20 protein-coding genes and 1 tRNA gene are annotated in these 19,557 nt (G+C 41.0%); 15 read left to right on the forward strand and 6 right to left on the reverse strand.

All coding sequences use genetic code 11. The features are described from left to right. Nucleotides 1–270 precede the first annotated feature (270 nt). Nucleotides 271–564 (forward strand): STAS-like domain-containing protein, encoded by a 294-nt coding sequence (locus B9A52_RS05005; protein ID WP_172805168.1) that lies wholly within the window; start codon nt 271–273, stop codon nt 562–564. Here the strand turns inward: B9A52_RS05005 and B9A52_RS05010 are convergent. Beyond that, a complete protein-coding gene (locus B9A52_RS05010) occupies nt 561–767 on the reverse strand; it encodes a helix-turn-helix domain-containing protein (protein WP_084119269.1) in 207 nt (68 codons plus the stop codon). The two genes, B9A52_RS05005 and B9A52_RS05010, sit on opposite strands and share 4 nt — an antisense overlap. A gap of 89 nt (nt 768–856) precedes the next feature. Between B9A52_RS05010 and B9A52_RS05015 the strand changes: the two genes are divergently transcribed. The 3 genes from B9A52_RS05015 to B9A52_RS25420 all read left to right on the forward strand — a co-directional run bounded on the left by B9A52_RS05015 (nt 857) and on the right by B9A52_RS25420 (nt 2,428). After that, nucleotides 857–1,474: a hypothetical protein gene (locus B9A52_RS05015; protein WP_084119270.1), complete on the forward strand. Its 618-nt coding sequence runs from the start codon at nt 857–859 to the stop codon at nt 1,472–1,474. A gap of 37 nt (nt 1,475–1,511) precedes the next feature. After that, complete coding sequence (locus B9A52_RS05020; protein ID WP_084119271.1) at nt 1,512–1,970, forward strand: hypothetical protein; 459 nt, start codon at nt 1,512–1,514, stop codon at nt 1,968–1,970. A 314-nt stretch (nt 1,971–2,284) separates the two neighbouring features. Continuing rightward, nucleotides 2,285–2,428, forward strand: a complete 144-nt coding sequence (locus B9A52_RS25420) for a hypothetical protein (RefSeq protein ID WP_157370073.1) — start codon at nt 2,285–2,287, stop codon at nt 2,426–2,428. Here B9A52_RS25420 and B9A52_RS05025 read toward each other — a convergent pair. The 3 genes from B9A52_RS05025 to B9A52_RS05035 all read right to left on the reverse strand — a co-directional run bounded on the left by B9A52_RS05025 (nt 2,425) and on the right by B9A52_RS05035 (nt 5,346). Then, nucleotides 2,425–2,928 carry a very short patch repair endonuclease gene (locus B9A52_RS05025; protein WP_084119272.1) on the reverse strand — a complete coding sequence of 168 codons (504 nt, stop codon included), beginning with the start codon at nt 2,926–2,928 and terminating at the stop codon, nt 2,425–2,427. The two genes, B9A52_RS25420 and B9A52_RS05025, sit on opposite strands and share 4 nt — an antisense overlap. Nucleotide 2,929: 1 nt before the next feature. After that, nucleotides 2,930–4,822, reverse strand: a complete 1,893-nt coding sequence (locus B9A52_RS05030) for a sulfatase-like hydrolase/transferase (RefSeq protein ID WP_084119273.1) — start codon at nt 4,820–4,822, stop codon at nt 2,930–2,932. A gap of 200 nt (nt 4,823–5,022) precedes the next feature. Then, nucleotides 5,023–5,346 carry a four-helix bundle copper-binding protein gene (locus tag B9A52_RS05035; protein WP_084119274.1) on the reverse strand — a complete coding sequence of 108 codons (324 nt, stop codon included), beginning with the start codon at nt 5,344–5,346 and terminating at the stop codon, nt 5,023–5,025. A 138-nt stretch (nt 5,347–5,484) separates the two neighbouring features. Between B9A52_RS05035 and B9A52_RS05040 the strand changes: the two genes are divergently transcribed. Next, nucleotides 5,485–6,189 carry a GIN domain-containing protein gene (locus B9A52_RS05040; protein WP_157370074.1) on the forward strand — a complete coding sequence of 235 codons (705 nt, stop codon included), beginning with the start codon at nt 5,485–5,487 and terminating at the stop codon, nt 6,187–6,189. A 65-nt stretch (nt 6,190–6,254) separates the two neighbouring features. Here the strand turns inward: B9A52_RS05040 and B9A52_RS05045 are convergent, their stop codons facing one another. Beyond that, a complete protein-coding gene (locus B9A52_RS05045) occupies nt 6,255–7,322 on the reverse strand; it encodes an alpha/beta fold hydrolase (protein ID WP_084119275.1) in 1,068 nt (355 codons plus the stop codon). 179 nt (nt 7,323–7,501) lie between these two features. Here B9A52_RS05045 and B9A52_RS05050 point away from each other — a divergent pair, with 179 nt between their 5' ends. The 5 genes from B9A52_RS05050 to uvrA all read left to right on the forward strand — a co-directional run bounded on the left by B9A52_RS05050 (nt 7,502) and on the right by uvrA (nt 15,464). Continuing rightward, nucleotides 7,502–8,083: a Crp/Fnr family transcriptional regulator gene (locus tag B9A52_RS05050; protein WP_084119276.1), complete on the forward strand. Its 582-nt coding sequence runs from the start codon at nt 7,502–7,504 to the stop codon at nt 8,081–8,083. Nucleotides 8,084–8,526: 443 nt separating this feature from the next. Further along, nucleotides 8,527–9,819 (forward strand): IS1380 family transposase, encoded by a 1,293-nt coding sequence (locus B9A52_RS05055; protein ID WP_084118757.1) that lies wholly within the window; start codon nt 8,527–8,529, stop codon nt 9,817–9,819. An 868-nt stretch (nt 9,820–10,687) separates the two neighbouring features. Further along, entirely contained in the window at nt 10,688–11,884 is a 1,197-nt protein-coding gene (locus B9A52_RS05065; RefSeq protein ID WP_084123398.1) for an MFS transporter, read from the forward strand. 127 nt (nt 11,885–12,011) lie between these two features. Next, nucleotides 12,012–12,596, forward strand: a complete 585-nt coding sequence (locus B9A52_RS05070; RefSeq protein ID WP_084119278.1) for a YqaA family protein — start codon at nt 12,012–12,014, stop codon at nt 12,594–12,596. A 51-nt stretch (nt 12,597–12,647) separates the two neighbouring features. Beyond that, the gene (gene uvrA, locus B9A52_RS05075) at nt 12,648–15,464 is read left to right on the forward strand and encodes an excinuclease ABC subunit UvrA (RefSeq protein WP_084119279.1); all 2,817 of its coding nucleotides are present in this window, start codon (nt 12,648–12,650) and stop codon (nt 15,462–15,464) included. 187 nt (nt 15,465–15,651) lie between these two features. Here uvrA and B9A52_RS05080 read toward each other — a convergent pair whose 3' ends face one another. Continuing rightward, complete coding sequence (locus B9A52_RS05080) at nt 15,652–16,074, reverse strand: VOC family protein (protein WP_084119280.1); 423 nt, start codon at nt 16,072–16,074, stop codon at nt 15,652–15,654. Between the two features lie 64 nt (nt 16,075–16,138). Between B9A52_RS05080 and B9A52_RS05085 the strand changes: the two genes are divergently transcribed. The 5 genes from B9A52_RS05085 to B9A52_RS05110 all read left to right on the forward strand — a co-directional run bounded on the left by B9A52_RS05085 (nt 16,139) and on the right by B9A52_RS05110 (nt 19,374). Beyond that, nucleotides 16,139–17,056: a patatin-like phospholipase family protein gene (locus tag B9A52_RS05085; RefSeq protein ID WP_084119281.1), complete on the forward strand. Its 918-nt coding sequence runs from the start codon at nt 16,139–16,141 to the stop codon at nt 17,054–17,056. Next, nucleotides 17,037–17,654 carry a class I SAM-dependent methyltransferase gene (locus tag B9A52_RS05090; protein ID WP_084119282.1) on the forward strand — a complete coding sequence of 206 codons (618 nt, stop codon included), beginning with the start codon at nt 17,037–17,039 and terminating at the stop codon, nt 17,652–17,654. Before B9A52_RS05085 ends, B9A52_RS05090 begins: the two co-directional genes overlap by 20 nt. A 436-nt stretch (nt 17,655–18,090) precedes the next feature. Further along, a tRNA-Val gene (locus B9A52_RS05095) sits at nt 18,091–18,165 on the forward strand. A gap of 424 nt (nt 18,166–18,589) precedes the next feature. Then, nucleotides 18,590–18,868 carry a type II toxin-antitoxin system TacA family antitoxin gene (locus B9A52_RS05105; protein WP_084119283.1) on the forward strand — a complete coding sequence of 93 codons (279 nt, stop codon included), beginning with the start codon at nt 18,590–18,592 and terminating at the stop codon, nt 18,866–18,868. Further along, nucleotides 18,865–19,374 (forward strand): GNAT family N-acetyltransferase, encoded by a 510-nt coding sequence (locus tag B9A52_RS05110; RefSeq protein ID WP_084119284.1) that lies wholly within the window; start codon nt 18,865–18,867, stop codon nt 19,372–19,374. Before B9A52_RS05105 ends, B9A52_RS05110 begins: the two co-directional genes overlap by 4 nt. Nucleotides 19,375–19,557: the final 183 nt, after the last annotated feature.

The raw sequence follows: 19,557 nt of genomic DNA on the forward strand, positions 1-19,557 counted from the left end.
AAATGCAGTATTATCCCACCAAAAACTAGTGAGTTGACATCGGCTGTCACAAAACTTACAATAAAATAAATAAAGATAACTTTAGGTTCGATTTTTTGGTTTATGTAAATGTATGTGCGAAATGATGCCAGTAAAATGGTAATTCATTAGAAATCTCACCAGGAAACTGAAATGTCCGTTACATCGGTCTTCCGACTTCGGACTTCCGTCCTGTTTGTAGTAGATATTGGGTTACTGGCAAAGAAGCGGATAACCATATTATGCAATTGTATGACAATTAACTTCTCACATATTGGTAATATTCTGGGAGCAAGAGTTCTCGGAGAAGAAATCCGAAAGGAAATTTCTTCTGCTTTAGCTAGGAACGAATTTGTGACTTTTGACTTTTCAGGTGTGGATTTTATCTCTCATGGCTTTGCAGATGAATGTTTTGGGAAATTGCTCTTGACGATGAAAATAGAAGAGTTAAAGAAAAAAACCACTTTCAAAAATGCCAATACTTTGGTGAAAAGAACAATTGCTTTCGCGTTGAAAGAAAGATTATTACAATTAAAGAGTGTTTAAAAATTCACCAACTCCCCAATCCCCACCTCAATCGCCACCGCCAACTTCTCCATCACTTCTAAAGAAACATTCCTCTTCCCCTGTTCTATGCCTGAGATATAAGGTCTGTTAAGACCGGACCTTTCGGCCAGTTCCTCTTGGGACAGGCCTTTTTCTTTTCTGAGGGTTTTGAGCCTTAATCCGAATTTTTCTTTGATATCCATAAAATAAAATTGTTTACTATTGTAAACATTTTGAATTTTTCTCTTATATTAAGATAGTCAGTTTTGTCAACCAAATAAACAAAATGTCTATGTATAAAGCATTCTTTCCCCCTTCTCTTTCTCCAAACTGGAACATCTCAGATGATGATCCTGATAACAAGTATATAGAACTTTTGGGATTTGACGGTGAATATCTGATTGCTATCAGCTATGAACCTGATGAAAATGAGACAAAACCCTATTTCCTGAATTTCCAGCAGATGAAGGGGGCTTTTCTCAGGTATGATTATACCACATTTGAGATCGACTGCTGGTATCCTGATCCTGAGGCTGCAACCTTGGCTGCTTTTGCGCTTATGCAGAAGGTCAACCTACATTATCCAAAGTTCTTACCCATTTCCCATCAAATGTACATCGGGCTTGGCCCTGTATCCCAGCTGGAACAAATCCAAAGATATTTTGGAGGAGAACTCAAGGTATCATCTGTCTCAGCAAAGGATTTGGTATTTAAAAAAGTCATTTATATGCCAGGCGAAGATGACTTTATTGCTACGGCCGGAAAGATCATCAAAGATTATGTTACTCATTTTAAGATAGCAGAAGCGGATTTTATCGGAGGCTATTTGTGCAATGAGAACAGTCAAAAACTGGGAAAATTAGATTATCAGGGAAATATTTTAAACGAATCAATAGAACATCAAATATAAAAGCGGGGGCAACGCTCTAAAATCTGCAAGACCGATTATGAGACCAAACAAAGTTGGACAGGTGGTAAGGTTCCATACCCCTTACCCGGACGAAGATCCAAACATGATTTATCATTTACTGGATTTTGATGAGAGAGATCATTTCCCTACACCATCAGCAGATATTCAGGTGATTTTTTCCGATTTATCTTTTGTGCCAATCAACAAGGTAAGACTTGAGGAATTAGAAGTTGTTGAGTTTGATCTGCGGGATCTTTTGGGATATCCTGTTACGATCGTTAAAGAAGACAAATCAGAATTTTCAGGCATTGTGACCGGGTTATGCCAAGAGAAAATTGTACCCGAACTTCATGTAAAAAGAGGCAAAGGAGTCGAAACCAATGTAAAGCTTACTATTGAAGATGATTCCGGATCCCAGCATATAGGGATGCTTTTTGTCACACCTGAATTAAACTTGGGAAAGCTAAGAACCAAAGGTGAGTATCCAATATCCTGAATGTTACCAAATATTGTATTCTCAACCTTAATAATATCGAAATGCCATTTATATAGTTACTTTTTTTCTTGACAAAAAAAGTAACCAAAAAAGTCAAGACTGCGGAATCCTATCCACGCACAAGGCCAAGGCCGGCCCGGTCCGCAGTCATTCCTCCCCACCTAACCCCGAAAAACTTAACCTACATTAAGAATTCTTGGTAAACAAGTGAACGTTCAATAAAAAGGTCATGCTAAAAGGTCTGCCAAAAAGCGGCAATAAATGTCTATGAAATTGGGTCACATCAATTATTTAAAAACTAAATCTTTGAAATAATGAAAAAGGTAAAAATCAAATCACTTATCAAATCCTTAAAAGATGTCAAAAAGAGAGGCGGAAAATTTGTCCACTTTGAGGGTACGCTGATAGTATATAAAACAGGAAATGAAATCATTCTTTCAACTGAGCCACAAATTTAGGATGAAAATCGGGTATTGGAGCATATTTCTAATACCCGCTTCACACACATCCCCAACTCCCCCTTCACCTCAAAATCCCAAAACCGCAGCACGGTCCAACCTTTGGATTGGTAGTAGTGGTTGATCTCCCGGTCTCTTTGCATATTCCGCTCGATTTTCGGAATCCAGAAGTCCCGGTTGGATTTGATGGTGGATTGGCGGTGGTCCCAATCATGCCCATGCCAGAATGCTCCATCCACAAAAATCACCAATTTGTATTTGATCAGACTGATGTCGGGCTTTCCGGGGAGTTTTCGCTTGTTACTTTTGTGCCGGATGCCTGCATGCCAAAGGGCTTTTTTGAGCAGTTTTTCCGGTTTGGTGTTTTTGCCCTTTATTTGGGACATATTGAAAGAGCGCTGCGGGCTGGTGTAAAAACCTGCTTCCTCTGAAAATCTGGGCACAGAGATTTTCGGTTCCGGATAGGGTTTGATGATGGCAGGTTTTGACTTTTTGGGCATTTTAATTTCTTACCTGAATTTCTTCCCCGCAATTGATCCGAGCTTGGTCTAAGGCCATGCCGATAAACATGGGGTAGCTCCAACTTTTGTACCTGCCCCATACCTCTCCTGCATATTTGGGATAGATTTCATCTTTGACCAAAGGGATCAGCGGCTTGGCTTTTTCTTCCAGTAGTCTTAGGGCAATGGCAGCATGGAGGACGGTGGTTTCCGCTTCCGCCTGAAGGTACTTTGCCAATGTTTGATAGGCTTTGGGATCTTCTTTGAGTTGGATCAGCATTTTGGCACTCTGAATGGCATTGATTGGAGAAGGGTCATCCAATATGTTTTCCAGTTCCTGAAGTAACAAGCTGGAATTCAGCCCGGCAGCTTCCAAAGCAATCAAGCCCCAATATCGGACAAGGGGATCCTGATCCTGCATCCGTTTTAGGGTTGATCCCCCATCTATTTGCCCGACCAGGTTCATTGCTTCGAGTGTTTTCTCCGGATCGAATTGGGTGCTATCCCTTAATATTTCATAGACGGAACTTCCTTGTGCCCGAAGCATGTATTCAGATTCATTGAGCATGCCGGAATCCCGGTGCTTTACCATCCACTGATCCAGCTCTTTCTGGAATGAACGGACGCGTTCCTGATGCTCAGGCTTCATCGCCAGGTTATTCAATTCATAAGGATCTGCTTCCAGGTCATATAACTCCATGGTCCATTTGGGATGATAATATTGTTCCATGCTCAAAGGCAAGATCATTTCATTTCTTGCCCGGTAGATTTCCTCCATGGCCTGTTTGCCTTGGGTGAAGATGATGGCATTTTGAATGTAGGGGAGTTGGGGCAGGTAATGTCTGATATAGAGGTATTGCCCATCAGAAACCGACCGCGACATCTCATGGCAATCATCCGCACGGCTTCGAAAACCAAAATTATACTGGTTTTTCAGGGCATTGGGTCCTAGGAAATTATTTCCCTCCATATAGGAAGAAGGGGCTATGCCTGCCAAGCCCAGGACAGTAGGTGTAAAATCCACAAAACCCACCAAGTCATCCACCTCTTGGTTTTTCAGATTGGAGACCAAATGTCGGTATTTTTCCGGAACATGAAGGACAAGGGGGATGTGCAATCCGGAGTTGTTCAGCCAGCGCTTGTGCCGGGGAAGGCCAAAACCATGGTCGGAAAAGACAAAGATGATGGTATTGTCATACAGCCCGTCGTCTTTAAGCTGTTGGACAAGATCCCCTACTCCTTGGTCAAAAATGCTGATCAGGTCGTAGGCATGGGCCATAATTTCCCGCATTTTGGGGGTATCCGGGAAGTAGGGTGGAATAGGGGCTTTTGCAGGGTCATGTCTCAGCTTCAGGTCCTTTTTTACCGATTCGGGGTCGGCATTGTTGGTGGGGCCTTCGTGGGTGATCATAAAATTGACCACGGAGAAAAAAGGCTGTCCTTCTTTCCTGTTTCGCCAATGGGCCTGATTGCTGCTATCATCCCAACGGCCTTCGGCACTGAAGTTATAATCTGTTTTGACATTGTTGGAGGTATAATAACCATGCTCCCGGAGGATTTCGGGCAAAATTTTCAAGTCGTTGGGAAGGGCCACATCGGAACGGAGATGTTGGGTTCCCAAGGAAGTGGCATACATGCCGGTAATCAGTGTAGACCGGGCCGGGGCGCAGATAGGGGAGTTGGAACTTGCTCTTGTATAGATAAAACCATCAGCTGCCAGTTTGTCGATATTTGGTGTGGAGGCGTATTCATCCCCATAGCATCCCCAAGCCGGATCAATGTCCTCGGTGGAGATCCACAGGATGTTGGGCGGAGCGAGTTCTTTTTGGCTTTCAGAGCCGCAGGAAAAAAAGATCAGTGTAGACAAAAGAAGAATAGGAAGAAAGATTTTCATGTTGCCTTATTGTTAAAGTCGAGGATCTATTTGCAAAAATTATCCTTAATGCGCGGATCCTTATTTTGTTGACCGCTTGCAATGAATGAATATGCAAATTTTTCCCTTGACCCTCAAATGATGGCATAAAAAATATTCCTTAGTTCCTCAAATCTGGAATTTGAAAGACGATTTATGATACAGCCTCTTTAATTTATGGCTTAATTGTTCAAATAGGCATGACAGGCTTCTTTGCAGCTTTGACATGATTTGGCACATGCCTGACAATGGTCATGCGCATGTTTGCCACATTCTTCGGCACATATTCCACAGATTTTTGCGCAATATTTTATGAGGTCATCTACTTCTTTGAAAGTACCGGAAAGCACCTTACTGGTAGTCAGGCATACCGAACCGCAGACCTGATCTGTTTGGATGCAGGTTGCCATATGGCTGACATCCTTTTCATGCAGGCATGCATCTGCACAATGAAAACAAGCATTGGCGCATTCCTGAAGTTTGATTATCAATTCGTTACGTTTCATGGTATTTACTGTTTTAAAGTTAAAAATCAATTTAATTGTATCTATTAAAGTGCAAATACCATTCCATAGACAGGATAGGTGTTTATTCAATGAATTTTTATACTTTTAAAAAGTAAAATCCACAAAACCACATCTCCTATGAAAATCAAATCCATTTTATCGCTATTGCTCCTGATGGGAATTATTGCTTCCTGTAATGTCGGCATCAACAATTATACTGAAACCGTAGAAATTGAGGGCGTCAAAAGGCTAAAGCTCAGTGGGGTGTTCAATGTCACTATTTCCCAATATGACCAAGAGTCTTTGGAAATATCCGGCAGTGAAGACCTGGTCAAAAAACTTATAGTCAAGCAGACCGGAGATTTGTTGGAATTGACTTTGCGGGAAAAAGATCAGGGCGGTTTTTTAAAGAATAACAGCGTTCAGGTGAATCTTGTTATTGCTGATCTTACAGAGCTTAAATTTGAAGGGGCAGGAAATATTAGAACTTCTGAGATCCTGACCTTGGAAAATCTTCGCATTTCGGGAAATGGGGTAGGAAATATTCAATTGGAAATAGCAGCTGAATCTGTTGATTCCAGATTGAATTTTGTAGGAAATATGGAATTGAAAGGAGAGACCGATGAATTCAAATTGGTCAATGAAGGCATAGGCAATATTGATGCTTCCCAATTCACCGCCCAAAGGGTGGATTTGGTAAGTTCGGGCATTGGGGCTGTTTCCGTTCACTGTGAAGATGAACTGAGTATCCGGGTCGATGGCATTGGATCTGTGAGTTACACCGGAAATCCCACTGTCATCAGTGAAAAAATCTCAGGCCTTGGAAAGATAAACCGGAATTGAGTGGGCCGAATACTGTTTTTAATCAAATAAGGTTTCTGATTCCAGAGGTTGGGTTTTGAACTCCATCAATCTGCCAAGGGTCTTACTTTATTTACAAGTTCCACCAAAAACTTGCCTGGTTCTTCCAAAAATGGCATATGACCACTATAATCGAAGGTGATCAACTGCTTGTTTGGCGCGGAAAGCTGTTCCCAATAATTAACCACAGATTCGTAAGGCGTATGTAAGTCATGCATGCCCATCATCATGACCACCGGGATCCGAAAATCCATTGGAAAATCGCCTGCGCCGCCTTGAGCGAGAATTTTGCGGGTAATCCAGGCGGTGCTGACATCCAAGCTTTGGATTTCTTCGGGACTGTAATCCGGAGACAATTCGGGAAGGGAAAAGAAAAGTTTAAAATCCTGCTTACCGTACCAACCTCCATTGAAGTATCTGGCCCATTTGCGAACAGTAATTATTTTCTTCATCGGAGTGGCACCATCAGCTGCAGGATAAGGTGCCAAGGCTTCCAATTCCCGAAGGGCTTCAACATGTTGAGCCTCTTTAGCCAAATCAAGCAACCGGTTGTAGATTACCTGTTCAGGTTTGCCGGGAGCCATTTGGCCCATGCCAATATAAGCATGAAGTTTGTCAGGAATGCGGGCAGCCATACGGATGCCTATTCCTGAGCCATAGGAATATCCCATGAGGAAGATTTTCTCCTGCTGAAGACGTTCCCTTAAGTGATCCACAAGATAGTAAGCATCCCGAATCAGTGTCCGGAATTCAAGTTGCTCAGCCACAAGAGTAGTATCGGTATTCATCCAATTTTTCCCGGCAGCGCGCTGATCCCAATTTACCACGGTAAAATAATCTTCCCAAGGACTCTGATAAGCCCAACTTACCGGCATCAATGGACTTGCCGGTCCCCCATGCAATACCAATAAAACCGGATTTGACTTGTCTTTACCTCGGATACTTATCCATTGCTTGGAGCCATTGAGTTCGACCTGTTCCAGAACTTCAATGCCATTTGGCGTGTGTATCTTGCGGAGATCCCGGATCAAATCCACAGGTTCCTGACCTGATACGGGTAAAATCAGTGCAAAAACCAAACAAGAGAAAAGCAATAAGGAAAAGAGAATCTTCATGGGAAAGGAAATTTGGATGCTATAATTTTACAAAAACTGTTGAATTAATCAAGATGCATCAGTGCATATAATCCGATAAATCTATTTATGGACAGAAAAAAAGCTGCCCCTGATTTTATTTTGGTAAATTCGGATATTCAGAAAAAAGAAAGGAATTATTCCCATTTGTTATTTTCAGGATGAATCAGAACAATAAATTTTCTTCACTCTTCAACTATTTCGACCAGTTTCAGAAATTAAACCCAAAGGCCGAAGAGGCCCTTGGGAATATCTGCCGCGAAGTCCATATTCTCAAAAACAAAGATCTTCAATCTATTGGCCATACCTGTAGGACGATTTATTTTGTCAAAAAAGGCATGGCCAGGATCTACTACTATAAAGATGGGACTGAAATCACAGAATCCTTTGCTTTTGAAAATTCACTGATCGCCAGAGTGGAAAGCCTTTTTACCGGTAAGCCAAGCAAAAAAGGTATTCAGGTTTTGGAAGACTCCGATTTTATCGGGATCAGTTCGCCTTCACTTTTTGAATTGTATGACAGTTACCCGGAAATTGAAAGATTGTTCAGGAAGATTTTTGAAGCTGCTTATGTGGAAACGGTAAACAGATTGGAAAGCATCCAATTCCACTCTGCCGAAGAGCGCTATCGGGATCTTTTGAAAACTTCCCCTGATATTCTGCAGCGCGTTCCGCTCAAACATATTGCCTCCTATTTGGGAATCACCCAAGTCAGCCTGAGTAGAATCAGAGCCAAATATTGAACCCCGACCTTTGGGTTCCGATAGCTATAGGAACAAAAACCCGAAGGTTGCACTTCCCTGACCTTTGGGGTTTCCAAAAACCCCGAAGGTCTTTTTCCCGGCAAGCGGTTAAATTCTCAACGGATATCTAGCTTCAAAACCTTCGAGGTCTGAAAAAAGACCTCAAAGGTTGCACTTCCCTGACCTTTGGGTTCCGATAGCCATCGGAACAAAAACCCGAAGGTCTTTTTCCCGGCAAGCGGTTAAATTCTCAACGGATATCCAGCCTCAAAACCTTCGAGGTCCGGAAAAAGACCTCAAAGGTTGCACTTCCCTGACCTTTGGGTTCCGATAGCTCCTAAAATCCGCATACAGATGTTTAAAAATACCGCAAAACCTTAATTGCTAAGGCTTTGCGGTTTCGATTATTTCACCTAATTTGGTGTTGCACAAACAATCGATGAATGAAAGTAGTAAAATCAAATTCAATATCAGCATTTGGAGGGATGAATTTCGTTTTTGAACACCTTAACAAGCTGAATATTAGTGATATCCTATCTGATTCTTTACCTAAATTAAACCCCAATTCTCGTTATTCATGGAAAGATTTATTTTATTCTTTCCTGTCAATTTATTATTGTGGTGGGGACTGCATTGAAGATATACACACCAATTTAAGGCCGCATTTTGAAAACAATCCTTATATAAAATTACCTAGTCCTGATACTTTACTGAAGCGCCTGTCTGAGTTAGCCACTGAAAATCAGATTTGTAAAACTAAGAGAGGTTCAGTTGAGCATGAATTTAATAGTAATGAAGAATTATGTAAACTAAACATGGCAATACTGTCAAAACTTGGGGTATTAAATTCTCAGGAATTGACGCTTGACTACGATAATACTATCATTTTTAATGAAAAAAGCGATAGTAAAATGACTTATAAAAGGGATTATGGTTATCAACCCGGTGTGTGTACAATAAACGAAGAACATATCTTTTACATCGAGAATAGAAATGGTAATTCCGATGCTAAGTCATTCCAAATTGATACTTTACAACGCATGTTTGGAGCTTTGGAAAAAGTTAAAACTCCAAAAGTTTCACATTTCAGAGCAGATGCAGCATCTTATCAATATGAAGTCATTGAGTTGTTGAATGAAAAATCTGAGTTTTTCTATGTAGGTTGTAGAAACAGTTACGTGGAAAAACATTTTACACAGGTTCAGGATTGGACAACAGCCAAAGATGAATTTGGGGAATTACAAGTAGGTTCAATCTTGATCACTCCTTTTTCACAACAAGCCAGAGAATATAAAGCTACTCCCAAGCCGTATCGCCTTTTGGTAAAACGCAGGTTAAGAAATGATGGCCAAATGAACATAATCACACAGGATGCCTATGATTACCGTGCAATATTGACCAATAATTTTGATATGACTGATTTGGAAGTCGCTAATTTTTACGCCAAGCGGGGCAACATGGAAAGACAGTTTGACATCTTAAAAAATGATTTTGGTTGGCAATGCCTCCCTTTTTCTTCGTTAAACAAAAACTCAGTATTCCTCTATTTTTCAGCAATTTGCAGAAACCTATACAATAATGTGATTAACTATTTTTCAACTAAATGCAAAAGTATAAAACCCACCGACCGAATTAAAAAATTTATTTTTCGATTTATAATTCTTCCTGCAAAATGGATAAAACAAAGCAGACAAATGAAGCTAAAAGTATATAATCCAGCTTTTGTATATACCTGATAAAAAAAACATTTGCGAAAAAAAATGGCTCATTCCTCTAAAATAAGTATTGGATAAAACTGTCTTTACTTTTCAAAATTTCAATAATTCTGTAAATCAAGTCAGCAAAAACAAACAAACTTCGGAAACAAGAGAAAACAAAAGCCTTGATTTTACTCAATTTTTCAAAACAACACGGTTTGGTTTACAGAATTGAATGTCATTAGGTCACTTACGGATTTTAGGAGCTATCGGAACAAAAACCCCGAAGGTCTTTTTCCCGGCAATTGGTAAAATTCTCAACGGATATCCAGCTTCAAAACCTTCGAGGTCTGGAAAAAGACCTCAAAGGTTGCACTTCCCTGACCTTTGGGTTCCGATAGCTATCGGAACAAAACCCCAAAGGTCTTTTTCCTGGCAAACGGTATAAATTCCCAATGCATCCCCAGCTTCAAAACCTTCGAGGTCTGAAAAAAGACCTCAAAGGTTGCACTTCCCTGACCTTTGGGTTCCGATAGCTATCGGAACAAAACCCTGTATTCTTATAAATCTTGCCAAAGGCAAGACTTGTAATAACCCGGCATGATATGCTGGGGAATATCCGATATACCCGGAAACCAGAGTGCCAAAGGCACGATCTGTAAAGCCAAAACACAAAAATTTTTAGAATTGGTGTTTGGGTATGTTTAGTTGGTTGGGATCTGATGTATAAAGGAAGATATTTTCCCAGGAATCAGCCAAAAACTGCTCATATCCTTTCAACAAAAACCTTCGAGTCCGCCGCGGTGGACTCGAAGGTTAGCAGCACTTGACCTTTGAGGTCTTTTTTAACAAATGTAAAAGGATTCCTTTTGCCCAATGTTGAATTTTGTTGGCAGATACATTTTTGATGGAAAAAATTCAACTGGGTTTAAAGGAAAACTGGAAGCAATTTACCCTTCTTGTGATTATCAATGCTTTTGTGGGCGGAATGGTAGGTTTGGAAAGAAGCATTCTTCCCCAGATCGCAGAAGTGGAATTTGAGATAGCTGCCAAGACTGCCATCCTTTCTTTTATCATTGTTTTTGGTATAATAAAGGCAATTTCCAATTATTTTGCCGGGGCTTTTGCCAATAAAATCGGCAGAAAAAATCTCTTGGTGCTGGGTTGGGTTTTCGGACTTCCTGTTCCCTTTATGCTCATGTTTGCGCCATCCTGGGATTGGATTGTAGCTGCTAACGTGCTTTTGGGGATCAACCAAGGTCTGGCATGGAGTAGCACGGTAGTGATGAAAATCGATCTGGTTGGAGAAAAACAGCGCGGTTTTGCCATGGGACTGAATGAATTTGCCGGGTATTTGGCAGTGGCCATTGTTGCTTTCCTTACCGGATATATCGCTGTAGAATACGGACTCAGACCCTATCCCTTTATTCTTGGAATTGGCTTGGCTGTGCTTGGACTTTTGGGCAGTATATTTTTGATCAAGGATACCAGAAAGCATGTAGCCGCCGAAAATAGCTATTCAGAAATTCCATTGCTTCAAAACATCTTTTGGGAAACTACCTGGAAACACCCTAACCTGGGTTCGGTCACCCAGGCCGGTTTGGTCAACAACCTCAATGATGGAATGGCCTGGGGGATTTTTCCCATTCTTTTGGCTTCCAAAGGTTTCTCATTGGAAGCCATCGGAATTGTCACCGCAGTGTATCCTGCTGTTTGGGGTTTCGGACAACTATTTACGGGAAAAATGGCTGATATCTACAACAAGAAACACCTCCTTTTTTTAGGAATGTTTCTTCAGAGTATAGCTTTGGGACTGTTTCTATTTGCAGACAGTCTTACCCATTATATAATTCTATCCGCAAGTCTGGGATGGGGAACGGCCATGGTTTACCCTACTTTCCTGGCTACGGTTGCAGAAAACACCCATCCAAAGGACCGGGCCAATTCGGTTGGTGTATTCAGGCTTTGGCGGGATTTGGGCTATGCCATTGGAGCCATTCTGACAGGATTGATCGCAGATGCTTTGGGCCTGGAAGCTTCCATGATGACTATTGCCTTCCTGACCTTGGCTTCTGCCATGATAATTGCGATTAGGATGAGATAGAGAAAATGCTTCTATCAACAGGGCCTTGACTTGAAAATCAAATGCGCAGGTATTTCAATAGATTTTTTTATTTTTAAAAATATAATCCTTAATTACTTGCTGGAGGTTTGACCGACCGAACATTTTTATGAAAAAGAAAAAATTCTTAGATGACAAAACCCGATTTTTGATCCGGAATATTCTGAAAGGATTTCTTTATCTGATATTTTTGATCGTTGTATATTTTCTTATCAAAAGCTATTTTTCAGAAGAGGAACGAATGGAATGGTTTGGAAGAATCTATGACAATGTTCCTTTGGTCATGTCTGTTTTTGTAGCCTCAGAGATTTTGTTTGGCGTGATTCCGCCTGAGGTGTTTATGCTTTGGTCCCTTAAAACCGGCTTGATTGGGAGTTATTTTCCCAGTATAGGCCTGCTTTCTGTTATCTCTTACCTGGCAGGTTTTTCCAACTTCACCATCGGAGCATTCGCCAAAGACAAAAGCAAAATTCTAAATGGCAAAAATAAAATCATTCTAAAGTACCGGTTACTTTTCCAAAAATATGGAGCACATCTGGTCGTTGTCGCCTGTGTGAGCCCCCTTCCTTTTTCTGCTATCTCTCTGCTGGCCGGTGCCGGTGGAATGGACAAAAAAAAGTACCTATGGGTCAGTTTGCTCAGAATTATCAGATTTTTTGTCTATGCCTACGTTATATACAAAATTGAAGGCTAATCTTTCCAACAAATTACCATTTCATCTGTTGAATCGGTAACTTTGCCAGTTATGAGTGTAAGCACTGAATTCGAATCCCCATCCGTAGATACCCTTGATCCCAAGGAATATATTATCATCAAAAATGCCAAGGTCAACAATCTCAAAAGCCTTAGCGTTGCCATTCCCAGAAATAAACTGGTGGTGATTACCGGACTTTCGGGTTCAGGAAAGTCATCCCTGGCATTTGATACACTTTTTGCCGAAGGACAAAGGATGTATGTCGAAAGTCTCAGCTCTTATGCACGTCAGTTTCTGGGCAGAATGGAAAAGCCGGATGTGGAATATATCAAAGGGGTCTCTCCCGCCATCGCCATCCAACAAAAGGTCAATACCAAAAACCCCCGCTCTACAGTCGGCACCACCACTGAAATCTATGATTACCTCAAGTTATTGTTTAGCAGGATTGGAAGAACCATATCTCCTGTCAGTGGTGATGAAGTAAAACACCATACCGTAACGGATGTGGTGGATTTTATCCACAGATTTGAGGAAGGCGACAAGGTCATGATTTCCTGCCCTCTCCACCTTTCCCAAGACCGATCAAGGAAACAGGAATTGGAATTATTACTTCAAAAAGGTTTTACCAGGGTATTGGTCAATGGAGATGCCTATTTTCTGGAAGATTTAGTCGGGAATTCTGATTTGCCAAAAGGAGATTATGAGATTCTAATTGATAGGGTTTCTATCCAAAAAGAAGATGAAGACAATCAGTTCAGGATAGCCGATTCGGTTCAAACAGCTTTCTTTGAAGGTCATGGAGACTGTACCATCCTGATTCCCGAAAAAACCAAAAGAACCTTTACGGATCGATTCGAATTGGATGGCATGAGTTTCGAATTGCCATCGGTGAATTTTTTCAGTTTCAACAATCCCTATGGCGCCTGCAAAACCTGTGAAGGCTTTGGCTCTGTATTGGGCATTGACCCTGACCTGGTGATTCCTGACAAAAGCATGTCTATTTATGAAGGTGCCATAGCACCATGGCGGGGCGAAAGTTCCTCCAAATGGCTGGAACCTTTGGTAAAAAAAGGAATTTACTTTGATTTCCCCATCCATCGTGCCTATGAGGATTTGGATGAGTCACAGAAGGAATTGCTCTGGACCGGAAATCAACATTTCAAGGGACTGAATGATTTCTTTGCAGACCTGGAAACCAAAACCCACAAAATCCAATATCGGGTCATGCTATCCCGGTTCAGGGGCAGGACCACTTGCCCGGATTGTAGGGGAACAAGGTTAAGAAAAGATGCCTCCTTTGTCAAAATCAATGGCAGGTCCATCACGGATATCGTTTTGCTGCCCATACATAAAGCGTTAAGGTTTTTTCAGGAAATCGAGATCTCTGATTCAGAAAAGAAAGTAGCCAATAGGCTTTTAAAAGAAATCCAGAACAGATTGGAATATATGGACAAGGTGGGTCTAGGCTATTTGACGTTGAACCGCTTGACCTCTTCACTTTCAGGAGGTGAATTCCAAAGGATCAAACTGGCAACCTCATTGGGTTCTGCCTTGGTGGGTTCCATGTATATATTGGATGAACCAAGTATAGGACTGCATCCAAGGGATACAGACCGATTGATTGAGGTGTTGAAAACTTTACGTGATCTTGGCAATACCGTGATTGTGGTCGAGCATGAAGAAAAAGTCATGAAGGCCGCAGATCAGATCATTGATATAGGACCGGAAGCAGGCGTTAAAGGCGGACACTTGGTTTTTCAGGGAGACCTTCAGGAATTGTTGATTCATGGAAAAAGCTATACAGCCCAATATTTAAAAGGAGAGGAAAAAATCCAAGCGAAGGATTTCAACAGGAAATGGAAAGACTCCATCTCTGTCAAAGGTGCAAGAGAAAACAACCTTAAAAATCTGACCGTTAAATTTCCGCTGCACACGCTGACTGTGGTCACCGGGGTGAGTGGGTCCGGTAAATCCACTTTGGTCAAAAAGGTACTCTATCCTGCTTTGGGCAAAACCTTGGGAACGGTGATAGACGAAACAGGGAAATTTGACAAACTGGATGGGGATTACAAAAAAATCACTCAAGTGGAATTTGTGGATCAAAATCCCATCGGAAAATCCTCCCGATCCAACCCGGTAACTTATGTCAAAGCCTACGATGCCATCAGGACTTTGTATTCGGATCAGACACTTTCTAAACAGCGGGGATATAAACCTGCCTTTTTCAGCTTCAATGTGGATGGCGGGAGATGTGAAGCCTGTCAGGGAGAAGGCACGGTTACTGTGGAAATGCAGTTTATGGCGGATATCCATCTGACCTGTGAGTCCTGCAAAGGCAAACGCTTCAAAAATGAAATCCTGGAAGTCAAATACAAGGATAAGGACATATCCGACATCCTGGATTTGACCATTGATGAAGCCATGGAATTTTTCAAAGGAAAATCCCAAATTATCAACAAGCTGCAGCCCCTGCAGGAAGTCGGTCTAGGATATATCGGAATGGGTCAGTCTTCCAATACACTTTCAGGAGGTGAAGCCCAAAGGGTAAAATTGGCTTCCTTCTTAGGTAAAGGCGGCACCAAATCCGGTGACCATATCCTGTTTATTTTTGATGAACCTACCACGGGATTGCACTTCCATGATATCCGCAAACTCTTGCATTCCATTAATGCCCTGATAGAACAGGGCCATTCGGTCATCATCATCGAACACAATACTGAGGTGATCAAAGCTGCGGATTGGGTGATCGACTTAGGTCCTGAAGGTGGTGAAAACGGCGGACATATCACATTTGAAGGCACCCCCGAAGCCCTGATGGAAACTGAGGGGAATTTTACCGGGAAGTATTTGAGGGAGTCTTTTCAGTAATTGGTTATTCAGTTAATAAGGATTTTAGGTTTCCTCTATTTTTCCAGTAAAAACGGGACACTTCAACAAAGGCTGATCAAAATACCAATTCATGCCAACATCGGTCATCCGTCATCGGTCATCCCACAGTCAAATAAAAACAGACTCAACTAGAAGATAGGCATTGATCAAAAGCTAAGTCAGAGTCTCACTTCGCAAAAATCTGCCCCTGATCCTGAAAGGATTTAAACTCAAGTGCATTGCCCGAAGGGTCTAAGAAAAACATGGTAGCCTGTTCCCCTACCTCTCCCTTGAATCTGATATATGGCTCGATGACAAATTCCATTCCATGGTCTTTCAGCTTATCTGCCAAGGCATGCCATTCTTCCCAAGGTAAGATCGCCCCAAAATGCCTCACAGGAACATTTTTGCCGTCTACTTCATTTGCCTTGGCCAAATTCAGTTCTTCAGGTTTGACATGAGCGGACAACTGATGCCCAAAAAAATTGAAATCTATCCATTTTTCGGTACTTCTTCCGATATCACATCCCAACAAATCTCCATAGAATTTTCGGGTTTCTTCAATGTCCCTGATGGGAAATGCAAGATGAAAAGGCTTGAATTGACTCATAATTGATTAATTTCGTTTTGCGAATTAGCGTGCTAAGATTGATTTTTCATAATAATTTTAAACTATGAGCAAAAAAACAGTTTCACTGGTATTATCGAGTGGTGGTGCCCGGGGAATGGCGCATATAGGTGCAATCGAAGCATTGGAAGAATCGGGATACGAAATCGTGTCCATAGCCGGTTCTTCTGCCGGAGCGTTGATCGGCGGTATGTATGCCACAGGTAAGCTTCCAAAGTTCAAAGACTGGATCTGTAATCTGGACAAAATTGATGTTTTTTCCCTGATGGATTTCACCATTTCCAGTCGGGGTTTTATCAAAGGGGACAAAGTTTTTGGTGAACTCAAAAAACTGATTGCAGATTGTCAGATTGAGGATTTGAATATTCCTTTTGTCTGTACAGCAGTGGAAATACCTTCAGGTAAAGAGCATGTGTTCAGAAAAGGAAGCTTGTATGCGGCCATCAGGGCCTCAGTTTCCATACCCACGGTACTCACTCCCGCAAAAATACATGGAAAGGAATATATAGATGGAGGTATATTGAATCCCATTCCACTGAGCCTTTTGCCAAAAGAAAAAAGAGGGGAAATAGTACTTGCCGTGGATCTCAATGGACCAAAAGAGGCATTTGTAAATTTAATCGAGGAAAAGGACAAAATAATCCTTCCCCCCACCATCAGCAAATTGCCCAATTGGATGATTGATTACCAAAAGAAATTTTCGACCTATTTTTCTATTTTGGAAAAAGATGAAAAACCAAAGGGCATGGGTTTTATCGATCTCATGAACTATTCCTTTGACATTTTGCAGGATAAGTTTTCCGAACTGGTATTGGAAAAACACCAAGTGGATATTATTGTAGAAATCTCAAGAACACAGGCCAAAACCCTGGAATTTCACAGGGCATCGGAAATGATAGAAATCGGTAAACAAAAAACCTTAAAAGCCATCGCACAATTTGAAAATGAAAGTCAAAAAACTTAATCAGCTTCTGGGAAATATTGATATCTATCTATTGGATCAGATTCTTAAAAAGCGATTCACCAAATCCATGAAAATCCTGGATGCCGGCTGTGGAGAAGGTAGGAATACCATTTATTTTTTGAATGAGGGTTATCAAATATTCGGAGCAGACAGCAATCCGATAGCCATACAGATGGCAAGAATATATGCGCAGACCATCCAAAAGGATTATGATATTTACCGCTTTCAGACCTCCATCATAGAGGATATGCCCTTTCACGCAGGTGCTTTTGATGCGCTTATCAGTTCTGCTGTGCTGCATTTTGCAAAAAGTGAAGCGCAGTTTTTTAAAATGATGGATGAAATGATGCGGGTTTTGAAACCCGGCGGAATCTTCTTTTTAAGGATGACTACCGCCGCGGGTGGGATTTTGGAAAAGTCGCCTGACTTGGGTGAGGGCGTTTACCTGCTTCCCGATGGGACAGAGCGGTTTTTGTTGACAGCAGAATTGGAAAAGGAAGTTGTTGCAAAATACAACCTCAACTATCTGGAACCCCCCAAGTCCGTTCTTGTGCACGGGCTGAGGGCGATGGGGGTATTTGTTTGGGAGAAGGGGTAATCGTAACAGATGTTGGAAGGTTGTAGATTCCACCAACCAAATGAAAGTTTACAACTCTTTTGCCCTGACAACATGGGCAAAAGTAGAACAAACTTATCCTTGTCACTCCGACGTAGGAGGAGTCTATTCCTTGCACCGATTGATATTTCCTATTCTCAAGGTTTGTGAAAAAAGTATTTAAGATCCAAGTTGGCAATCCCACATCCCATCTAGGTTATTGATCTCAAAAATTTTAAATTTTCACCATCTTTCAATATTCCAATTGCCTGCCCCTTTGAAATCCCAAAATCATTCCTGATTTTAGCATCCTCAAATGAATTTGAGCGCGGCATATTATTATTTATCGGGATGGTTTGGAGCGCTCATATTACATTTAATGGGATCTTATCCCGATAGCTATCGGGATGGTTTAGAGCGCTGTTGTAATAATTATTATGGGATCTTAGCTCAGTTGGTTTAGAGCGCTGCTTTGACAGAGCAGAGGTCATGGGTTCGAATCCCTTAGGTCCCACTTTTTTGATTTCTGAAAATATGATCATTGTTCCAGAATCATAAATTTTTTTGATAAGGTCTAAACTCAAGAAAAAATACATTTTGGGATCTTATCCCGATAGCTATCGGGATGGTTTAGAGCGCTGCTTTGACAGAGCAGAGGTCATGGGTTCGAATCCCTTAGGCCCCACTTTTTTTGATTTAAGAATTTAGATTGATGATTTTAGATTAAAGACAGCCACAATTTCACCTTTAATTCTAATGCAAATCAGAAAGGTTATCGATTTAAAGTATGTTTTTTCAGGGATCAGAGTTTAGCAATTTCCAATATCACAATTTAAAAGTGGGTTAAAAAATCTTTTTTTGTACGGAATAATTACGGACATTTGTAGAATCCTTTCAATTAAAGGTCAATTAGATCCTTCTATTCAAAATACAAAATAATGGAAAGTGTAAAAAAATCCCGTTTTGAGATGCGTTTATCAGATGACGATAAATTGCTATTTGAAAAAGCTTCCGAAATAAAAGGATATTCTTCATTGGCTGGATTTGTTTCTGCCGTAATGAGGAAAGAGGCACAAGAAATCATACAGGAACATGAAAGAATATTGGTTTCAAATAGGGATAAGGAGATATTTTTTGAAGCTATCCTCTCAAGTTTGGAACCCAATCAAAAGTTAAAAGAAGCTGCATCACGCTACAAAGAACTAACAGATCAATGAAGTATTCAAAAATTGTTCTTTTAGAAAAAAAACACCGGAAAGAAGCATTTGATTGTGGCAAACCCCTTTTGGATAATTACATCAAGACCCAAGTTGGCCAAGATTCCAAAAGGAACCTTACAGTTTGTTTTGTGATCGTTAATGATGCCGATGAAGTAAAAGCCTACTACACTTTATCAAATTACAGTATCCAGCAGGAAGAAATACCAGAGGAATATGCCAAAAGACTTCCAAAATCTTATATCAGGATTCCTGTTACTTTACTTGGCAGATTGGCAGTGGATAGGGAATTAAAAGGAAATGGATATGGGGAGTTTTTATTGATAGACGCACTAAGAAGAGCTTTGGAAATATCAAAGAGCGCTCTTGGATCTATGGCTGTTGTGGTAGACCCTTTGGATGATGATGCCAAAAAATTTTATGAAAAGTATGGATTTACTATGCTGCCAGATTCCGGTAAAATGTTTTTAGCCATGACAAAAATTGAAAAGGCATTTGGTGAGTGATTTTGATTTTTTTCTTGTTTTTCTAGTTCAGTTATCCTTTATCAGAATACCCCTATTTCAAATATTGTTCCAGTGCTCTGTCAATCCACCTACCAAAGCCATATCTACCCCATCCACCAACTATCACACAATCCATCCATCCGGACTGCAAATACCTTGGAGGGTTTGGTAAATACTATTAAC

It is taken from the genome of Aquiflexum balticum DSM 16537 (assembly GCF_900176595.1).
In the GTDB taxonomy this organism is placed as follows: domain Bacteria; phylum Bacteroidota; class Bacteroidia; order Cytophagales; family Cyclobacteriaceae; genus Aquiflexum; species Aquiflexum balticum.

Excerpts from the sequence above, each read along its gene's own strand:
- B9A52_RS05005 (WP_172805168.1), top strand. The coding sequence starts at position 271 with ATGACAATTAACTTCTCACATATTGGTAATATTCTGGGAGCAAGAGTT.
- B9A52_RS05010 (WP_084119269.1), bottom strand. The coding sequence starts at position 767 with ATGGATATCAAAGAAAAATTCGGATTAAGGCTCAAAACCCTCAGAAAA.
- B9A52_RS05015 (WP_084119270.1), top strand. The coding sequence starts at position 857 with ATGTATAAAGCATTCTTTCCCCCTTCTCTTTCTCCAAACTGGAACATC.
- B9A52_RS05020 (WP_084119271.1), top strand. The coding sequence starts at position 1,512 with ATGAGACCAAACAAAGTTGGACAGGTGGTAAGGTTCCATACCCCTTAC.
- B9A52_RS25420 (WP_157370073.1), top strand. The coding sequence starts at position 2,285 with ATGAAAAAGGTAAAAATCAAATCACTTATCAAATCCTTAAAAGATGTC.
- B9A52_RS05025 (WP_084119272.1), bottom strand. The coding sequence starts at position 2,928 with ATGCCCAAAAAGTCAAAACCTGCCATCATCAAACCCTATCCGGAACCG.
- B9A52_RS05030 (WP_084119273.1), bottom strand. The coding sequence starts at position 4,822 with ATGAAAATCTTTCTTCCTATTCTTCTTTTGTCTACACTGATCTTTTTT.
- B9A52_RS05035 (WP_084119274.1), bottom strand. The coding sequence starts at position 5,346 with ATGAAACGTAACGAATTGATAATCAAACTTCAGGAATGCGCCAATGCT.
- B9A52_RS05040 (WP_157370074.1), top strand. The coding sequence starts at position 5,485 with ATGAAAATCAAATCCATTTTATCGCTATTGCTCCTGATGGGAATTATT.
- B9A52_RS05045 (WP_084119275.1), bottom strand. The coding sequence starts at position 7,322 with ATGAAGATTCTCTTTTCCTTATTGCTTTTCTCTTGTTTGGTTTTTGCA.
- B9A52_RS05050 (WP_084119276.1), top strand. The coding sequence starts at position 7,502 with ATGAATCAGAACAATAAATTTTCTTCACTCTTCAACTATTTCGACCAG.
- B9A52_RS05055 (WP_084118757.1), top strand. The coding sequence starts at position 8,527 with ATGAAAGTAGTAAAATCAAATTCAATATCAGCATTTGGAGGGATGAAT.
- B9A52_RS05065 (WP_084123398.1), top strand. The coding sequence starts at position 10,688 with ATGGAAAAAATTCAACTGGGTTTAAAGGAAAACTGGAAGCAATTTACC.
- B9A52_RS05070 (WP_084119278.1), top strand. The coding sequence starts at position 12,012 with ATGAAAAAGAAAAAATTCTTAGATGACAAAACCCGATTTTTGATCCGG.
- uvrA (WP_084119279.1), top strand. The coding sequence starts at position 12,648 with ATGAGTGTAAGCACTGAATTCGAATCCCCATCCGTAGATACCCTTGAT.
- B9A52_RS05080 (WP_084119280.1), bottom strand. The coding sequence starts at position 16,074 with ATGAGTCAATTCAAGCCTTTTCATCTTGCATTTCCCATCAGGGACATT.
- B9A52_RS05085 (WP_084119281.1), top strand. The coding sequence starts at position 16,139 with ATGAGCAAAAAAACAGTTTCACTGGTATTATCGAGTGGTGGTGCCCGG.
- B9A52_RS05090 (WP_084119282.1), top strand. The coding sequence starts at position 17,037 with ATGAAAGTCAAAAAACTTAATCAGCTTCTGGGAAATATTGATATCTAT.
- B9A52_RS05105 (WP_084119283.1), top strand. The coding sequence starts at position 18,590 with ATGGAAAGTGTAAAAAAATCCCGTTTTGAGATGCGTTTATCAGATGAC.
- B9A52_RS05110 (WP_084119284.1), top strand. The coding sequence starts at position 18,865 with ATGAAGTATTCAAAAATTGTTCTTTTAGAAAAAAAACACCGGAAAGAA.